Consider the following 18,021-nt stretch of genomic DNA (forward strand, 5'->3'; position numbering starts at 1 on the left):
GGTCCTCAAGGGCTTCGGGTTCCCGACGCCAGCGCAAACGCGCCCGCCAGAAGAGATACCCCGGCTAGCACCAGGAAGAGATGCGAGTGGCCGCCCAACGCCACGGCGAGAGCGGCTCCGGCGAACGGCGTTGTGGCGCTCGCGATGGTGACGGGAGCCGCGAGGAGGCCCGAGAGGCGGCCGTAGTGAGTGGTTCCCCAGCGGTCGGAGACGGCGGTGGCCTGGAGGAGGGTGAGGTTGCCGCGGACCATACCCGCCGCGAGCGCCAAGGCGATGAGCAGGGGGATCGGGCCTTGGATGAGAGCGAGTGCTGCTGTCGTCGCGCCGCCCGCCGCGATCAGAACAACGGTACGGGCGGTCGGAGTTGAGCGGCGCGCGAGCCTTGCGTACAGCGTGCGGCCCAGGGTCTGACCAGCGCCGCCCAGGCCGAGGGCCCATGCTGCGACCGTTGGTCCGGCGCCGCGTTCCGTCATGAGGGGGACCAGTCCGAAGACGACCCCGTACATGGCGAAGCCGTTGAGGGTGAAGGCCGCCGCGAGCATGAGGAAGGGGCGGCTTCGGGCGACTGAACCGGAGCCGTTGGCCTGGAGGGTGGCTGGCGGCGGGGCCGGCGGCCATGGAGCCCGCAGCGCGAGGGCGTGGGCAGGGATGGTGACGGCGGCGAGGATCACCGCGAGGATGGCGTACGTGCTGCGCCAGCTGAGGTTTTCGGCGAGCAGGGCGGTTAGCGGGGCGAAGGCGGTGGAGGCGAGGCCGCCGGCGAGCGTGACGATGGTGAGGGCGCGGACCCGGTCCTTGCCCCACCACCGGGTGACGGCGGCGAAGGCGGGCTGATAGAAGGTGGCCGCCATGGCCGTGCCCGCGAGCAGCCAAGCCGCGGTGAAGACGGCGAGGTTGGGCGCGTACGCGAGTGCGAGTACGGCCAGTACGCCCAGCACTGAACCTGTGGTCATCACGACGCGCGGGCCGCGGCGGTCGAGGATGCGGCCGACCGGGATGCCCGCGACGGCTGATACGAGCAGGGCGCCGGAGAAGGCGGCGGTGGTGGCGGTCGTGGACCAGCCGGTGTCCGCGGTGATGCGGGCGTTGAGGACGGGGAAGGCGTAGTAGACGATTCCCCAGCTGGTGATCTGGGTGGCGCACAGGGCGGGCAGGGCGGCGCGAGGCCGCGACCGGTTGTCCGTTCCGATCGCGGCCTCGTTGGTCTGGAGATTGGTCATCTGCGGATCAGCAGCAGCCGCCAGCGGCGACCGGTTCGCTCGCGCTGGTGTCGGCGGGGGCCGTGGAGCAGCAGGCGCTGCCTTCCTGCTTGGCCAGGCTGTCGGCGTCGGCCTTGACCACGTACACCTCCCAGGGCTCCTGGCCGGGGCCGTGGACCCAGACCTTGTCCTGGAGTGCGTAGCAACAGGTGGTGTCGTTTTCCTCGAAGGTCGCAAGACCCGCCTCAGCAAGCCGAGTTGTGGCGCCGTGGACGGCCTCGGTCGTCTCGACTTCGACGCCGAGGTGGTCCATGCGCGTGTCCTCGCCGGCCGTTCCTTCGATGAGGACGAGCTTGAGCGGGGGCTCGGTGATCGCGAAGTTGGCGTAGCCGTCGCGGAGTTTGGTGGGCTCGGTGCCAAACAGCTTGCTGTAGAAGGCGATTGACGCCTTCAGGTCGGGGACGCGCAGGGCGAGTTGTACGCGGGACATGGCTGTCCTCCTGCCGTTCGAAGGGTTCGTACCCCGGCCGGAGCGTCGGCCGGGGCCTTGGGACTCGACTCCGGCTGTTCAGCAGCCGCCGGACGTCTCGGGCTTGCCGATCTGGAGGACCCCGCTCGCGGAACCGATCTGCACGAGTGCGGGCGCGGGAGTGCAGCATCCGCCTCCCGCGTTCTGCTCGGCGTCCGCGTCCTCGAAGAGGCCGGCACCCCCGCACACCCCGGTGTCAGGCAGGGTGAGTTCGACACGGTCAGCGGATTCGAAGTCACCGGCGATCGCGGCGACGACCGAGCGGACCTGCTCGTAACCCGTCATCGCGAGGAAGGTCGGGGCGCGGCCGTAGGACTTCATGCCAACCAGGTAGACGCCCTGTTCGGGGTGGGACAGTTCCTTGTGGCCGTGGGGGTAGACGGTGCCGCAGGAGTGCTGGTTGGGGTCGATGAGCGGGGCGAGGGCGACGGGGGCCTGGAGGCGCTCGTCCAGGCCGAGGCGGAGTTCGTCGAGGAAGGACAGGTCGGGGCGGAGGCCGGTGAGCACGATGACCTCGTCCACCGGGTCGAGGCAGCTGCCGTCCTCACCGACGAGGACGAGGCGGTCGTCGTCGGCGCGTTCGATGGCCTCGGTGCGGAAGCCGGTCACGGCGTCGGCGTGGCCGTTGTCGACGGCGGCCTTCGCGGCCAGGCCCAGGGCGCCGCGTGCGGGCAGCTCGTCGGCTTCGCCTCCGCCGTAGGTCGAGCCGCTGATGCCGCGGCGCAGGATCCACAGGGCGTGGGTGTCTGTGCCGTCGTCAGCCCTCGCGAGGTCCGCGAGGGAGGCGAGGGCGGTGAAGGCGGAGGCGCCGGAGCCGATGACGGCGGTGCTCTTGCCCGCGTAACGGGCCCGCACGGCGGGGTCCTTGAGGTCGGGGACGCGGTAGGTGATGTAGTCGGCTGCTGCCTTCTCGCCGAGCGCGGGCAGTCCGCTGCCGCCCGCCGGGCTCGGGGTCGTCCAGGTGCCGGAGGCGTCGATCACGGCGCGCGCCAGGATGCGGTCCTCGCTGCCGTCGGCGTGGGCGAAGTGGACGACGAAGGGTTGGGTCTCGCGGTCGGCGTCGACGATGCGGTCCCGGCCGGTCCGGGAGACTCCCGTGACGGTGGCGTCGTAGCGGACGCGCTCGCCCAGGACGTCGGCCAGCGGCTGGAGGTAGTTCTCGGTCCAGGCCGCGCCGGTGGGGTACGTGGTCGCGTCGGGCTTGGTCCAGCCGGTGGGTGCCAGCAGCTTCTCGGCGGCGGGGTCGGTGAGTTCGTCCCAGGTGGAGAAGAGGCGTACGTGCGACCACTCGCGTACGGCGGAGGCTGCGGTCGGTCCGGCTTCCAGCACCGTGGAGGTGATGCCGCGCTCGGTGAGGTGCGCGGCTGCGGCCAGGCCGGCCGGCCCGGCTCCGATGACAACAACGGGAAGGTCGGGGTGGGCAGGCGCGGCCACGGGAACTCCTTGGTTTCGACGTCTATCGATGTGCTGTGGGTCTCAGAGTGCACCTTGTATCGACGTACGTCAACATAGAAGTCCATCAAAGTTGTGCCTGCTCGGGCAGATCCTGCCGCTCGACCCTTGGCGGATGATTAGATGAGTGTCAACATAGAGGCATGTCTAAGTTGGCTTTGGGTCCCAGCGTTCTGGACGTCACCACGTCATTGGGGTGCTGTCAGCCGCTGGGGCGGGAAGAGCTCTCCGCCGCAGACGCGGTGAAGATCGCGGCCATGTTCAAGGCCCTGTCGGACCCGATCCGCCTGCGACTTTTCTCAAGGATCGCTGCCCAGCCCGGTGGTGAGGCCTGCGTCTGCGACATCCAGGACGTAGGCGTCTCGCAGCCCACGGTCAGCCACCACCTGCGCAAGCTCCGTGAGGCGGGACTACTGGTCTCGGAACGGCGAGCCAGCTGGGTGTACTACCGAGTGGCACCCGGTGTTCTCGCCGGTATGGCCGGTCTGCTGTCCGCAGCGACCTGAGGGAGGCGCACCGAAACCGGGGGCACGCAGGCCGGCCCCATACGGAGAAGAGCCGCTCCGGTGGGTGACGCGCCTACCCATCCACCTTCCCAGAGGGACGCTGGGACGAGGAGACGACATGTGCCACGAAGGCGCAGATCCGGCCTGCGACGGGACGTGCTTGAAGCTCAGCGCGGCGGATATGACCTGGTGGGCCAGCGTCTTCAGGGCACTGGGCGACCCGGTGCGCCTGAAGCTGCTGCTCCTCCTGGCAGAACGGCGGGGGGTGGAAGTTCCCGTACATGAAATCGGTGACGTGGGAGTGTCGCTCTCCACCGTGAGCCACCACCTCAAGGTGCTCAGGTGCCTTGGCCTGGTGGAGAGCCGACGTGACGGGCGCATCGTCTACTACCGCTTGGGCGACGGTGTCCGCTCGGCGCTGACGCAGATCGTTCACCAGCACGATGGGGCCGACGTGTGAGTGAACAGTCGAACTCGGCGGCGAGGGCACAAGATTCCGGCCCCGCACCGCAGTGCTGGAGACACCGCGGTACGAGGCCGGATAGGGGCCGGGGGCCCTGAGCGTTGGCTGCTCAGGGACCCCGGTCAGCGCAGGATCAGATAGGCGACGGCGGCCGCACCGGCCGAGAAGGGCGGCGTGACCAGCCAGGCGATCGCGAAGTCACGGACGGTCTTCCTCTTGATGCGGGACAGGTCCGTGCCCGCGGTGCCGGAGATGGCGCCGATGGACACCTGCGTGGTGGACATGGGCAGGCCCTGGAACGCCCCGATACCGACGAGAGCGGCGGTGGTGAGGTTGGCCGTGAACCCTTCGACGTGCGTCATCTTGATGACGTCGTTGGCCATCCGCTCCGCCACTCGGCGTCCGACGAGCAGTCCGCCGACGGCCATGGCCACCGTGACCGCGACGAGCAGGTGAGTGGTCGTCATGCCGGAGATCAAGGCGAACGATCCGATCGCGACGATCTTCGGGGCGTCGTTCATGCCGCGAGCGAAGCTGGTCAGTCCGCTGGTGGCCCAGTGGGCGACACTGATCGGGCTCAACCGCCTGGTGGGTGCCTCCTGTTGTACGGGTGCCGATGACACCGGTGAGGTCTCCGGCGCGAGTTCGGTCCCGCTCGCGGGGACGAGGGCGGGTGCGGGCTGCGGCTGGGTGATCCGCGTCTGCCGGCGCCGAGCGACGGCCCGGCCTGCGGCCGAGAGGGCTGCGGAGATGCACCAGGCGATCAGGACGCTCAGCAGCAGCGGCTGCACGACCTTGACGAGCAGTACGTTCCACTGGACGGCGCTGCTCGCGAAGAGGGCTCCGGCTCCCAGGAGCGCCCCGGTCAGAGCGTGCGTGGTCGACACTGGGAGTCCGCGCCAGGTGGCCAACGCGACCCAGGCGGCGGTTCCCAGCAGCACGGCGGCGGCGAACGAGTTGGTGGGTGAGGCGGAGACGATGCCCTTGGAGAACAGGGCAGTCATCTTGTTGGCGAAGTGGAGGGAGACCAGGCAGCCCACGGCTGTGGTGACGGTGCCCCAGGCGATGGCTGTCTTGATCTTCGCTTCACCGGCGCCCGCGAGCGTGGCGACGCCCTTGGGGACGTCGTTGGCCCCGTTGGCGGCGGCTAACGCCAGCACCAAAAAGAGAACGAGTATGTCCATGTCAGATCCTTCGGGTTGGCGGTGCCCTGAAAGGAATACGCAGGCAGAAGTGCCCTACGGGCGGCTGCCTGCGCAGGCTGCAGTGGATCTGTAGTGGAGCTCTATGACCGCGTGCGAACGTGCGTCGCGTGCGGTATTTGTGGCCGGGCTAGCGGCCTTTGGATGGTGGTGAGGAAACCTCCTTAAAGGTCGAGGGCGACCCAGACGTGACCGAATGCGTCCAGGTGGGCGTGCAGGCCGTCCGTCTCCTGGGTGGTGTTCATGGAGCCGCGGACGAAGTGCAGTTGGCGGCCGACGCTTTCGGGCAGCAGGACGTCGATGTCGACGGAGACCGGGTCGGCGGAGGGGTTGTGCAGGCACAGCACCTGGCGTGATCCGTCGGCTGCCTCCCGCAGTACCGCCCACACGCCGTCCGGCGCGGTGAGCGGCCGGGCGAGGGAGCCGTCGGTGAAGGCGGGCGAGATGAAGGTGGAGTTCTGGCAGCCGACGAGGTCGGGTGCCCCTTGGAGGCTGGCGTGCAGTGACGCGATCAGGTCGGGCAGCGCGCCCTCGTGGGTGCGGGCCGCGGTGGCGGTCGAGCTGAGTGGACTCACAGAAGTGGCCTTCCTGTCATGGCGGATCCGGGCTTGTGCCCCAGCAGGTGCAGGACGGTGGGGGCGACGTCGGCGAGCGTGGCCCGCTCGGGCAGCGGTGCGGGCGGGGCGCTCGGCAGCGGAGGGACGATCACCAGAGGTACCGGGTTGGTGGTGTGTCCGCCGTAGGGGCGGGTGGTGCCGTCAGGTGCCTGTTTCGTCATCTTCTCGGCGTTGCCGTGATCGCCGACGAGCAGTAGCCAACGGCCTGATTCGCGGGCGGTGTTGACGATGCGTGCCACGGCGGCATCGGTGTGTTCGCAGGCCTTCACAGTGGCCGTGTAGTTGCCGGTGTGGCCGACGACGTCGATGTTCGCGAGGTTGGCGATCACGAGGTCGACGTCCGTGCGGGCGGCGGCCAGGACGGCGTCGGTGACGCGGTCGAGGTTCATCTCCGGGCGTGCGACGTAGTCGGGCTTGTTCTCCCCGGTGATGCGCTGGTGTTCCTCGATGTCGCGGACGCTGCCGTCACGTCCGTTGACGTAGTAGGTGACGTGCTCGAACTTCTCGGCCTCGGCGATACGGACGCTGCGTACGCCGGCGGCGGTGAGTTCATCGGCCAGGCCACCGGAGGCGTCCGCGCGCTGGACCAGGGCGGGGATGTCGGCGCGGGTGTCGTACTGGGCCAGGCTGAGCGACCGTACGGTCCGGCCGGTGGCGGCGAGATGGTCGAGGAGGCCGTCGGCGAACTGCTGGATGCGGTCGCTGCGGAAGTTGAACCACACCACCGCGTCTCCGTCGGCCACCTGGGCGTAGCCGACGTCGCTGACGATGCTCGGCGTCACCCACTCGTCGCCGCGCTCGGAGGCGCGCACCGCCTGCTGCACGTCAACGGCCGGTGTTCCGTGGCCGTCGGCGACCAACTGGACTGCCTGGTCGGTGAGTTCGAGGTTGCCGGCCTTGTCCATGGCGTACCCGCGTCCGATGACGGTGGCGATCCGGCCCGTGCCCGCCGCGTCGGCCAGCTCGGCAACCCGGCTCAGGTAGTCCTCGCCCGTGTGATCGGCGACGTCCCGTCCGTCGGTGATCGCATGGATCCACACACGGTCCACCTGATGGGCAGCCGCGGCGGCGAGCAGCTCGCCGAGGTGCTCCACGTTGGCGTGGATCTGCCCGTCCGAGCACAGCCCGATCAGATGCAGCGAGTTGCCAGAGGCCGCCAACGTGGCCAGGACGGCGCCCAGTTGGTCGTCGGCGCGCAGTGCTCCGGAGTCGATGCGCTGCTGAACGAGAAGGCTGTCGTAGGGGAGAGGACGGCCGGCTCCGATGACCATGTGGCCGATCTCGGAGTTGCCGACCGTGCCGGGCAGCAGGCCGACCGCTTCACCGGAAGCGTCGGCAAGTGTGCTGGGCTGCGTCGCCACCAGCTCGTCCAGGACGGGAGTGTGGGCGGCGTGCACGGCGTTGTCGTCGGCGGGCTCCGCGTGCCCCCATCCGTCCAGGACCAGCAGGATGCCCGGACCCGTGAACGCGGCGTCGGATGCGGTCACTTGGTGCTCGCCAGGGTCGGGTGGAGGGAGTCGAGGGTCTGCCAGAACGTCGGGAACGACTTGGCGACGCACCCCGGATCCTCGATGACGACGCCCTCGGTGCGCAGACCGCCGATGGCGAAGGTCATCGCGATGCGGTGGTCGTCGTAGGTGTCGATGGTCGCGCCGTGCGGAGTGCCACCGGTGATGTACATGGCGTCGGCGAGTTCCTCGACCTCGATGCCCATCTTGCGCAGTTCGGTGGTGACGGCGGCGATGCGGTCGCACTCCTTGACGCGCAGGGAGGCGATGTTGGTGATGCGGGTGGTGCCCTCGGCGTAGGCCGCGACGATGGCCAGCGAGGGGACGACGTCGGGCATGGCTTCCATGTCGATGTCGATGCCGCGCAGTTGACCCCCGGAGAGGGTGATCTCGTGGTCGGTGACCTGCGTGTGACAGCCCATCCGCTCCAGGGCCTCCACGAGGTGGACGTCTCCCTGGTGGGATCCGGCGCCGATGCCGGGGATGACGACACGCGACTGGAGGATGGCGGCGGCGGCCAGGAAGTAGGACATGCCGGAGGCGTCGGGCTCGACGGTCACCTCACCGCCGCGCGCCTGTTGTCCCGCCGGAATGGTGAAGCGCCGGTATCCGTCGCGTTCGACGCTCACGCCCATCTCCTTGAGGGCGGCCAGCGTCATCTCGACGTACGGCTTGGAGATCAGGTCGTCGGCGATGGTGATCTCGGTGTCGTTCTCGGCGCGCAGGGCGTTGATGATCAGGCTGGAGGTGAACTGGCTGGAGACGGCACCGCTGATGGTGGTGGCGCCGCCCTTGAACGAGCCGCCCACGACGCGGATGGGCGGGCTGCCGTTGCCTCGTACGGCGGTGGCGTCGACGCCCAGCGGCGGCAGGGCCGCGAGCAGGTCACCCATCGGGCGTTCCTGCATGCGGGCGTTGCCGGTGATGATCGTGGTCCCCTGGGCGTGGCCGGCCATCGAGATCAGGAAGCGCAGCGGGGTGCCCGCGCCGCCGACGAAGATGTCGTCCTTCGGTGCCCGCATCGGCTGTCCGGTGGGGGTGACGTGGATGCTGGCGGTCGCGTGGTCGATGTCGCAGGTGACGTGGCCGAACGTTTCGATGGCGCGGGCGAGGTAGACGGTGTCGTCGGACAGCAGGGCGCCGTTGATGACGGTTTCCTGACCCGAGAGGGAGGCGATGGCCAGGTAGCGGTTGGTGTAGCTCTTCGAGCCCAGGACGCTGACCCGTTCGTCGAAGGCGGCCAGCGGGACGACGGTGACGGACTCGGCCTTCAGGCGCGGGTCGGGTGTGGCGTTCATGCACTGCCTCCGTGGGTGGGGACGGATGTGCCATCTGCGCGTGTGGGTCAGGCTTTGACGACCCGACAGGCGAAGCATTTGTAGGCCTGCTGGCCGGAGAGGTTGTCGTAGTACTTGTCGTCGGGAAGCGTGTTGGCGGGTTCGTAGCGGGGGTCGCCGAAGAGGTCGCCGACCTTCTGCGCGGGGCCGAAGGTGTTGGGCACGAAGATCGTGTCCGGGCGTATGCCGTCCCACAGCAGCGCGGTGCCCGTCACCGCTCCGCGGGGACTTTCGACGAGGACGTCGTCTCCGTCGGCGATACCGGACCGCTTCGCGGTCTCCGGGTGGATCTGGACGAAGCGGATGCCGTTGAGCTGCTCGCCCAGGCGCGTCCAGTGGGTGATCTCGGCGAAGTGGACGACGCTGGGACGGCCGGTCATCCCCATGAGCGGGAAGTGGCGGTGGACGTCGTCGTTGCCGGGAACTCCCAGGCGCACCGGGTGGGTGACGGCCTGCGGGTTGATCGGGCTGGTGACCAGCTTGGTGCTGTAGGCGAGGGTGGGGTTGGCGCCGGTGACCTCGGGGTGGGTGTAGAAGATCGGCAGCGCGGAGTGACCGGCGACGGACAGGCGCTTGTCGAGGGCGGGCGTCGTGATTTCGACCTTGCCGCTGGGGGTGAGGAAGCGTTTGCCGCGGTTGGCCGCATCGAGGGACTCGGCCGCCTCGTACCAGCTGGGGTGGTCGAGGTAGAGCGTGCTGACGCCGGGGTGCTTCGTGGTGGGGCACGGCCAGCGCAGCGGCTCGACGCGCTTCTGCATGCGCTCGCGGGTCATGCCTCCCACGCCGGGGGTGTGCGTGGCGAAGTCGTCCCACAGGTTCTTGTAGTCCTTCCACCGCTCGGGGAAGGCGTCCCGCCATTCCTTCGCGGGGCGCTGGGTGTCGAGTTCAGCGAGCGCGTGGGCGATGCCGATCCAGATCTCCCAGTCCGGACGTGACTGGCCGACGCGGTCGACGACTTGGTCCTGCCAGCGGATGGCGCGGTCGTCGCGCCGCATGTACACGCCTTCCATCTCCAGGCCGCTGCACACGGGCAGGATGATGTCGGCGTAGAAGGAGGGCTCCTCCATGAACAGGCCCGTGTAGACGTAGAAGTCGAGCTGTTCGAAGGCCTTGCGGACCTTGGTGGTGTTGGCGGAGGACACCAGCGGATTGCCCTGGGTGATGATGGCCCGCAACTGGTAGGGCTCGCCCGTCAGGATGGACTGGGCGAAGTAGTCCGGGCCGACCGGCAGGGCCTCGCGCACCTCGGGCACGTCCGCCTCAAGGGCCGGCAGATGCAGGTCGCCGGGCCAGGTGTTGTGCATGAAGTTGCAGCCGCCGCCCGGGCGACCGATGTTGCCCGTGACCGCGGCGAGGAACGTGAGCACCCGGTAGGTGTCGAAGGCGCCGAGCTGGTGGGAGATGCCCGCGTTGCAGAAGATCGCGGCCGGCTTCGCCGACGCGTACTCCTCCGCCATGGCCGTGATGGTGGCGGCCGGGAGACCGGTGACCTTCGCCGCCCAGGCGGGCGTGTACTGGTGCTTGGCCAGGTGCGCACGCAGCTCGTCGAAGCCGACCACCCAGCGGCCGACGAACGCCTTGTCGTACAGGCCCTCTTCGACGATGTGGTGGAGCATGCCGAGCAGCAGCGCGAAGTCCGTGTGCGGCTTGGGCGCCACCCACCGGTCGGCCGCCGCCCCGGTGGGGGTCAGCCGGGGGTCGACGACGGTCAGGGTCGCCTTCGTCTTCTTCCGCCCGCGCAGCAGGTAGTCGAAGGTCACCGGGTGGGTCTCGGCCTGGTTGGTGCCCAGGAACAGATAGTGCCGGGCGGAGCCGAGGTCGTCCTTGCCGGTGGCGCCGTCGGTGCCGTAGCCGTTGGTGAAGTTGCCCAAGCCGAAGGTCGCGGCCAGGGCGTTGCCGCCGGCGTCGTTGCAGACCGGGCCGACGTCGGTGTTGTTGGGGCTGCCGAGCATCGCGAAGAGACGGGCCACAAGAGACCCGGTACCGCGCGGCAGGCGGCCGGTGGTGCGGTTGGCGATGGTGTGGGCCTGGCCGGTGTCCCGCAGATGTAGCAGCTTCGCGGCGATCGTCCGATACGCCTCGTCCCAACTGATCGCCTCGAACTTGGAGTGAGTGGAGCCCTTCGCGCCGGAGACGCGGCGCAACGGTGTGGTGAGGCGCTCCTCGTTGTAGACGAGCTGGGGCATCATCTCGGCCTTGACGCACAACTGCCCCTGCTGGACCGGGTCTTGGTCCTCGCCGCGGACCGCGATGATGCGGTCGGCTTTGAGGTCGACGTTGAGGCGGCAGTTGGAGTTGCAGAACTGACAGGCCGTGGCCACCGTGCGATCCGGAGACAGCGCGGCCGAGTGGTCGGTGAAACCGAGGCCGGGCGCACCGCCGTTGCTGTCGGCGCTGCCGGATTCCGCGGCTTGGGCTGCCACCATGGGCAGCAGGAGAGGGGCACCGATGCCTGCCCCGCCGATGACGCTGCCGCGGACGAACCCTCTTCGTGAGACGCCGTGTTGATCGGGCTTCATGGAGACTTGGCTGTCCTTCCGCCTGGTTTGGGGACGAGGCGGGCATGGCGGTGCCCTGGACCGCGCGCAGCAGGCGCGCGCGGCCGTGTCAGAGAGAACCCGCTCGCGAGCGGGACTGCGTCAGATGACGGGAGTGACCGCCACGCTGCCGGCGGAGATCCGTACGGCAGTCAGGAACTGCTTAAGGATCACGTGCTCGTCGCCGGGCTCGGAGGACAGTTCGGGCTGGAAGAGGCTGCCCATGAAGAACGGGTGCCCGGCGAGCTCCAGTGCGCGGGGTGCGCCGTCGCTGTCCCAGGCGCTGATCCGCAGGGCGCCCTGGCTCGCGGAGCCCATGAAGTCGGCGGTCAGCCCGTACTCGCAGTGGAAGACCTCCTCCACCTCGGTCGTGCCGTAGATCGAGGCGAGCAGCGAGTCCTTCTTGACCGTCAGGGGAGCCTTTTCCCCGCGGAAGGAGCAGGTGAGGGGGGTGACGAGCGGCAGGAGCTTCTCGGGGTCCTCGTCGACGCCCTCGGCTTCGGGAAGGTGCAGCACGTTCTGGGCGTGCTCGATGAGGGCACTGAAGAAGCCGCCACAGGTCCCCAGGAACGGCACGCCGTTCTCGCGGGCGTGACGGACGGCTATGTGCACGCCCTTCTGGTTGAAGTACGGCGCTCCCGGCACCACCCAGACACCGTCGAAGCCCTCCAGCAGGGAGGCGTCGTGGATGTCGACGGTCGGGATCCACTCAGTGGCCACGTCCCATTGCTCGCGCATTGCGTCGATCTTCGGGTGCGACGGCTCGTCGTGATTTCCGCGGTCGCCCACGAGGGCAAGGCGTGGCTGAGCAGAGACTGACATCGTTTCCCCTTCAAGGATCACAGGCAGGGTTGGAACAGAGCCGTCGCCATTGACGGTTCCAGCCTCGGGAAGGCAGCAGAGCGCGCGCCGACCGCGCGAATCGCCGCCTGATGGTGTCGATGTGATGTCAGGGTCCGCGCCGCCACGCGCGGGCCCAGCGGATGAGAGATGCCTGCGGTGGGCCGCCTACGGCGCTGCCGACTGTGGCGTGGTTTCGAGCCGTTGTCTGTCGGATCTACGCACGCCTTCCAGCCCCCCGTGGCATCAAACCGAGACCCTCTCAGTAGGCCTCAGTGCTGCTTCTCGCTCAATTTATCGATGACGGTCAAAGTATTCGAGGGTTTCGCGCGGAGCCCCGCGCGTTTTGCGCCATACCCGGTTGCCCACCTGCGCGCCGATGCTCAACTCCCCTTCGGGGCAGGCGACTTCGCGCTGATCAGGCCCGTTGGCATATGACGCCGCACTCCTGTCGGTGGCTGCGGCGGCATCCCGGCGTACGGCAGCCGTCGGCGGCGTCCTGTGGCGGTGTTCGCGTTCCCGCACGTCACCGGGGTGGCGAGCACGGATCGGTGATCGTTTGTAAAGAAGTCGAGCAGATGGCCGGATCGAGTATCCAAAGTTCGCCACTATCAACAGCATTCGCTGTTGATAGCAGTACATGCTGGTTAGTCTGTGGACTGGCCGAGGGTTGGCCGGCTCATTCCCCCGTAGGCGGCCAGCCCTCGTCCGCCCGTTGGTGCAGCGCCTGGTCTCACGTCCGCGGCTGTCGCCGCCCGGCCGCGCTGCCCACTTCGCGTCCTTGAGGAGATCCTCGTGAACCCCCCTGCCGGACATCCCCGCCGATGGCAGATCCTGGCCATCCTGTGCCTGAGCCTGGTTCTCATCGGGCTCGACACCCTCATCCTGAATCTGGCCCTGCCCAGTATTCAGAAGGACTTGGACGCCACGAGCAGCCAACTGCAGTGGACGGTCGACTCCTACGCGCTGGCCTTCGGCGGGCTGCTGCTGATGGCCGGCGGGCTCGCCGACCGGTTCGGACGCAAGCGGCTGCTGGCGATCGGGCTCGCGGCCTTCGGCCTGACCAGCCTCGGCGCCGCTTTCGCCTCCGGCCCCGAACTACTGATCACGTTCCGTACCTTGATGGGCATTTCGGCAGCCTTGATGATGCCCGCCACGCTCGCCATCATCAAGGACGTCTTCCCGCCCGAGGAGCAGGGCAAGGCCATCGGCATCTGGTCGGGCGCCGCCGCGGTCGGCGTGCCGCTGGGCCCGCTCGTCAGCGGCCTGCTGCTGGAGCACTTCTGGTGGGGATCGATGTTCCTCATCAACGTGCCGCTGGCGGCCATCGCGCTCATCGGCGGGTTCAAGCTGATCCCCGAGTCCAAGGCCGAAGGCCACCCGGGACTGGACATGGTCGGCGCCCTGCTGTCGGTGGCCGGTCTGGTCGCCATCGTCTACGGCCTCGTGGAGGCGCCGCACAACGGCTGGGGCGACGTCGTGACCCTCGGCTCCCTGTTCCTGGGCGTGGCGCTCATGGTCGGGTTCGTCCTGTGGGAGCGGCACACCGAACACCCCATGCTGGACGTCGGCCTGTTCCTCAACGCCCGTTACGGCGGCGGGGCGTTGGCGATTGCGTGTACCTCCTTCGGCCTCTACAGCGGCCTGTACCTGCTGACCCAGTATCTACAGTCGGTCCTGGACCTGGATCCGCTGGGAGCGGGAGTGCGCATGCTCGCCATCGGCACGATGATGGTCGGAGCCCCCTTGTCGGAGAAGCTCGTGCAGCGCGTCGGCCTCAAGGTGACCGTGGTGATCGGCCTCGTACTCTGCGCGGCCGGACTCGGCCTGCTGGCCGGTCTCCAGGTCGACTCCGAAGCACAGGCGCTCTGGGGACTCGCAGCATTCGGCATGGGCATGGGGATCGCGCTCCCGGCCGCAGTGGACGCCATCCTCGTGGTGTCCGCCGCCCGCCAGGCGGGCGCCGGGTCGGCAGTGGCCGATGTCGGCATGCAGGTCGGCGGCGCCCTGGGCATCGCGGTCAGCGGAAGCGTCATCACCACCCTCTACCGCGACAACCTCCCCCAGGCCGCGAAGCTCCCCGGAGAGGCCGGCGGAGCCGTACGGGAGTCCCTGGCGGGCGCCCACACGGTCGCCCAGCAACTCGGAGGCGATGCCGGTCAACGGGTCCTGAACGCCGCTCAGCACTCCTTCGTCAACGGCTTCACCGGCACCCTGCTGATCGCGGTAACTGTCGCCGGACTCGGCGCCGTTGCCGCCGCGTTCATCCTTCCTCGCGAGCGGGTGGCGGAGGACGACGGCGCCCATGACGCCGCGCTCGCCGCGCAACCCGGCGACGCCAGTGCCCGAGCCACCTCGTGACTGCCCTAGAAGGTTCAAGTAGTGCGTAGGATCGAGGGCACCGCTCGGCCCGCCCGGACCGTCCCCAGCAGGGGCGGTCCGGGCGGCGGCCCCGGGGGCGACAAGGAGGTGGTGATGGTGCGGCCATCAAAGCTGCGCGTCGCGGTCAGCGATCCCGGCCAGTGGCTCAGCGAGCGCGAGAGGGCCCAAGTGCTCGCTCCGAAACTGCGTGCACTGGCCGACGAGACGCGGCTGACCCTGATCCTGCTGATCGCTCAACAACCGCGCACGGTCAAAGAGTTGCAGGAAGCGACCGGCCTGAGCCAGACCCTGGTCAGCCACCACCTGGCCCCGTTGCGCGAGCAGCAGTTGGTCGAGGCCATCCCTCAAGGACGCAGCAACCAGTACGTGATGTGCTGCGCGGCGCTGGCCGAGCCACTCCGGATGATCGCCAGCCTCGCCGCCCTGGACCCCGAGACGGTGGCAGCCTGCCTACACCCCGAAGCACCCCCAGGGCCCGTTGCGGCCAGCGGGAGTTGAGGACAACCAACCACTGGCGGCCGTGACCCGCGGGTCACGGCCGCCAGTCGCGTGTCAGGGGCCGCTGAAGATCCTGCTGGAAGCGGTCGCGGATCGCTTGCGGGCTCAGTGCGTTGGTCGCGCGCGGTGGGATCGCTCCGGTCCTCGGCAGCGTACGGACGCTGATCAGATGTGGGCCAGCCGCCGCCTGCGCCTGAAGTACCGCGTCCCGCAACGCGTCCTCGCTCTCGCAGGCCACCGCGCCGACGTAACCGGCCGCGAGCGCCACCTCGGGGAAGGAGGTGGTGTCGGATGTCGTGGACTGCCCGCCGGTGGACTCGTGGACCCGGTTGTCGAGCACCACGTGGATCAGGTTCGCGGGTGCCTCGTGCCCGATCATCGACATGGCCCCCAGGTGCATCAGGGCGGCCCCGTCCCCGTCCAGGACGATGACGGTCCGCTCCGGATGAGTCAGGGCCACGCCCAGCCCGAGGGAGGAGGCGTGGCCCATGGAGCCCTGCATGTAGAAGTTGCCGGGCCGGTCGGCCACCGCGAACGCGTCGCGGCCGGTGTAGCCGGTCGTGGCGATCACCGAGGCATCGGGCGCGGCGTCGGTGACGATACGGATGGCCGTGCCGGCGGCGATGCCCTCAGGGGCTGTGTCGCCGTGTGAAGCGGCTTTGCCGATGGCGCCGCGCTCCACGAGGACGAACGGGGCCCGCAGTTCGGCCAGATCCTTCTCCGCGGCATCGAGGATCGCGGTGAACTGCTCCGTGCCGTCCTGGGCGTGCAGCGTGTAGTGCGGGGTGCCGACACTGTCGAGGAGGCTGTGCGTGGCCGGTCCCATGACGGCGTGCTGCGGTTCGTCGGTGGCCGGATCGGGCCAGCCGCGCAGGCTCGCGAAGGTCAGGATCGGCAGTTGATACGTCATCACCAGCGAGGTGAGCGGGTTGATGAGGTTGCCCAGCCCGGAGTTCTGCAGCATGACGTAGGCACGCTGACCCCCGAGTGCGGCTCCTGCGGCGACGGCCAGCGCGTTGCCCTCGTTCGGGGCGGGCACGTAGCGGCCGGGCTGCGTGGACAGATGGGCGATCGGGCCTCCGAAGTGGGAGCAGGGTACGCCACTGGCGGTGGTGAAGCCTCGGTCGGCGAGGATGTCGCAGAATTCTTGGGCGGAGATCATGAAAGGGGCAGCTCCGTTTCCGGGGTAGCGGGTGTCGTAGAGGTCGCGGCCTGGCGGGCGCGGCGCCGCATCCGGATGCCCTCGATGATGAGAGGGATGCCGGAGACCAGCACGATGCCGATGACGATGCCTTCGATGTTGTCGCGGACGAAGGCGATCTGGCCGAGGTAGTAGCCGACCAGCGTGAGGGTGACCGACCACAGGACGGCGCCGATGACGTTGAAGAGCAGGAACGTGCGGTAAGTCATCCTGCCCACGCCGGCCGTGATGGGGATGAAGGTACGGAAGACCGGGATGAAGCGCGCCATGACCAGGGCCTTGGGGCCGTGCTTGACCATGAAGCCCTGAGCGCGCTCCGCGTTCTCCGCCTTGAAGAAGCGGGAGTTGGGGCGCCGGAAGAGCGCGGGTCCCACCTTGCGGCCGAAGGCGTAGCCGAACTGGTCACCGAGCACGGCTGCGGCGGCGATGGCGAGCATGACCAGCCACAGCGGCACGTGCAGGATCTGATCGTTGGCCACCAGCAGGCCCGCGGTGAACAGCAGGGAGTCGCCGGGAAGGAAGAAGCAGACGATCAGCCCTGACTCGGCGAAGACGGTGGCCATGATGCCGAGCAGGCCGAAGGTGGCGATGAGTTGCTTGGCGTCGAGCAACGGTGATGAGGCGAGATTCTGCATGGCTGGATGTCCCTGGATGACGAGGCGATGAGCCGAAGGACGGGAGCCGGCCCCGAACGTGACCGGCTCCCGAGCGGGGACTAGCTGGCCCAGTCGGGCCGCTGGTCGATGCGTACGACGGCGCAGGTGATGGACACCCCACCGCCGTGGGCGACGATCAGAACGTGGTCTCCGGGGCCGACCTGGCTGGTCTCGACGAGATGAGTCAGGCCGACGACCTGATCACTGACCGTCAAGTGGCCCAGATTGCGGCCGAAGTCGAGCAGCCCCTGATCGGGCGAGAGACCCATCGGGTCGAGGATGACCTTCAGATAGCTCTCCTGGCCGGTGAAGACGTGGGCGACGCGCGTGACGTCCGCCGGTTCGAGGCCGGCCTCGGCCAAGGTGCGCAGGGCGATCTCCGTACGCAACTCGCCCTGCCTCCGCACGACTTCGGCGACGGTGTCCTCCAACCCGCCGCTGGCGGCGAGGCGTTCCTTGAAGTTCATGCTGCGGCCCACGGTCAGGGACGGCGGAAAGAGAGGCTCGGCTCCCCGGTACTGCTCCTCGACCTCCGCCGTGGAACCCGTGTTGATGGACAGCAGGCTCGCGAACCCCTCGGTCTTGGACAACAGGACCGCGCACCCGGCGTCGCCCAGGACACCGTTCTGGATACCGAAGGCCCACCGGTTGAAGTTCGGGGTGCCCACGTTGTCGGCGCCGGTGAGCAGGGCGGTGGTGCGCTCGGGGACGGCCTGGAGGTAGCAGGCGGCCAACTCCAGAGAACCGATCAGCCCGCTGCACGCCTGCCAGATACGGAAGGAGGGCACGTCCCGATCGGTGATGTGGCGCAGGATGTAGTGCTGCGGCGACCAGCCCTCAGGTCCCTGCTCGTGGCCGCAGACGTGGAGGTGCAGGTCGATGTCGTGCGGGTGGAGCCGCGAGCGTTCCATGGCCTGCCGCGCGGCGGCGATGGCCATGTCGGGCGCGGGCATGTCGTCGGCGACCGCGGCGCCGGTCCAGCCGTACCACTCGTAGTCGTCGGCGTCGTACAGACCAAGTGCTACGGCCTTGCGCGCGTCGACGATCTCCGGGATGTAGGTGCCGAGCCCGGCTATGCGGATGTCGGTCTTCAT

Annotated in this window: 16 protein-coding genes; 4 read left to right on the plus strand and 12 right to left on the minus strand. The window is 68.9% G+C overall.

Features of this window, described 5'->3' with window-relative positions; translation table 11 throughout:
* Positions 1-5: 5 nt before the first annotated feature.
* The 3 genes from OG223_RS37530 to OG223_RS37540 all read right to left on the minus strand — a co-directional run bounded on the left by OG223_RS37530 (position 6) and on the right by OG223_RS37540 (position 3,162).
* Positions 6-1,220 (minus strand): MFS transporter, encoded by a 1,215-nt coding sequence (locus tag OG223_RS37530; protein ID WP_329258518.1) that lies wholly within the window; start codon positions 1,218-1,220, stop codon positions 6-8.
* 7 nt (positions 1,221-1,227) lie between these two features.
* Positions 1,228-1,689 carry an ArsI/CadI family heavy metal resistance metalloenzyme gene (locus OG223_RS37535; RefSeq protein WP_329258523.1) on the minus strand — a complete coding sequence of 154 codons (462 nt, stop codon included), beginning with the start codon at positions 1,687-1,689 and terminating at the stop codon, positions 1,228-1,230.
* Positions 1,690-1,767: 78 nt separating this feature from the next.
* Positions 1,768-3,162: an NAD(P)-binding domain-containing protein gene (locus tag OG223_RS37540; protein WP_329258527.1), complete on the minus strand. Its 1,395-nt coding sequence runs from the start codon at positions 3,160-3,162 to the stop codon at positions 1,768-1,770.
* A gap of 161 nt (positions 3,163-3,323) precedes the next feature.
* Here OG223_RS37540 and OG223_RS37545 point away from each other — a divergent pair, with 161 nt between their 5' ends.
* Entirely contained in the window at positions 3,324-3,686 is a 363-nt protein-coding gene (locus OG223_RS37545; protein ID WP_329258530.1) for an ArsR/SmtB family transcription factor, read from the plus strand.
* Between the two features lie 118 nt (positions 3,687-3,804).
* On the plus strand, positions 3,805-4,146 hold the full coding sequence (locus tag OG223_RS37550; protein ID WP_329258533.1) for an ArsR/SmtB family transcription factor: 342 nt from the start codon (positions 3,805-3,807) through the stop codon (positions 4,144-4,146).
* Between the two features lie 125 nt (positions 4,147-4,271).
* Here the strand turns inward: OG223_RS37550 and OG223_RS37555 are convergent, their stop codons facing one another.
* From OG223_RS37555 to OG223_RS37580, 6 genes are all read right to left on the minus strand, one after another.
* Positions 4,272-5,333: an inorganic phosphate transporter gene (locus OG223_RS37555; RefSeq protein ID WP_329258536.1), complete on the minus strand. Its 1,062-nt coding sequence runs from the start codon at positions 5,331-5,333 to the stop codon at positions 4,272-4,274.
* A gap of 182 nt (positions 5,334-5,515) precedes the next feature.
* The gene (locus OG223_RS37560) at positions 5,516-5,926 is read right to left on the minus strand and encodes a hypothetical protein (RefSeq protein ID WP_329258538.1); all 411 of its coding nucleotides are present in this window, start codon (positions 5,924-5,926) and stop codon (positions 5,516-5,518) included.
* Positions 5,923-7,455 (minus strand): 2,3-bisphosphoglycerate-independent phosphoglycerate mutase, encoded by a 1,533-nt coding sequence (gpmI, locus tag OG223_RS37565; RefSeq protein WP_329258541.1) that lies wholly within the window; start codon positions 7,453-7,455, stop codon positions 5,923-5,925. Before gpmI ends, OG223_RS37560 begins: the two co-directional genes overlap by 4 nt.
* Positions 7,452-8,774: a 3-phosphoshikimate 1-carboxyvinyltransferase gene (aroA, locus tag OG223_RS37570; protein WP_329258544.1), complete on the minus strand. Its 1,323-nt coding sequence runs from the start codon at positions 8,772-8,774 to the stop codon at positions 7,452-7,454. Before aroA ends, gpmI begins: the two co-directional genes overlap by 4 nt.
* Before the next feature lie 47 nt (positions 8,775-8,821).
* Positions 8,822-11,332, minus strand: a complete 2,511-nt coding sequence (locus OG223_RS37575) for a molybdopterin-containing oxidoreductase family protein (protein ID WP_329258548.1) — start codon at positions 11,330-11,332, stop codon at positions 8,822-8,824.
* 120 nt (positions 11,333-11,452) lie between these two features.
* Entirely contained in the window at positions 11,453-12,088 is a 636-nt protein-coding gene (locus OG223_RS37580; protein ID WP_443057402.1) for a glutamine amidotransferase-related protein, read from the minus strand.
* A gap of 897 nt (positions 12,089-12,985) precedes the next feature.
* Here OG223_RS37580 and OG223_RS37585 point away from each other — a divergent pair.
* Positions 12,986-14,551, plus strand: a complete 1,566-nt coding sequence (locus OG223_RS37585) for an MFS transporter (protein WP_329258553.1) — start codon at positions 12,986-12,988, stop codon at positions 14,549-14,551.
* 21 nt (positions 14,552-14,572) lie between these two features.
* Complete coding sequence (locus OG223_RS37590) at positions 14,573-15,070, plus strand: ArsR/SmtB family transcription factor (RefSeq protein ID WP_443073781.1); 498 nt, start codon at positions 14,573-14,575, stop codon at positions 15,068-15,070.
* Between the two features lie 34 nt (positions 15,071-15,104).
* Here OG223_RS37590 and aepY read toward each other — a convergent pair whose 3' ends face one another.
* The 3 genes from aepY to OG223_RS37605 form a co-directional block, all read right to left on the minus strand.
* Complete coding sequence (gene aepY / locus OG223_RS37595) at positions 15,105-16,232, minus strand: phosphonopyruvate decarboxylase (protein WP_329258556.1); 1,128 nt, start codon at positions 16,230-16,232, stop codon at positions 15,105-15,107.
* Entirely contained in the window at positions 16,229-16,906 is a 678-nt protein-coding gene (locus OG223_RS37600) for a DedA family protein (RefSeq protein WP_329258560.1), read from the minus strand. Before OG223_RS37600 ends, aepY begins: the two co-directional genes overlap by 4 nt.
* Positions 16,907-16,986: 80 nt before the next feature.
* Entirely contained in the window at positions 16,987-18,021 is a 1,035-nt protein-coding gene (locus OG223_RS37605) for a ketoacyl-ACP synthase III family protein (protein ID WP_329258562.1), read from the minus strand.

It is taken from the genome of Streptomyces sp. NBC_01478 (assembly GCF_036227225.1).
Classification (GTDB): domain Bacteria; phylum Actinomycetota; class Actinomycetes; order Streptomycetales; family Streptomycetaceae; genus Streptomyces.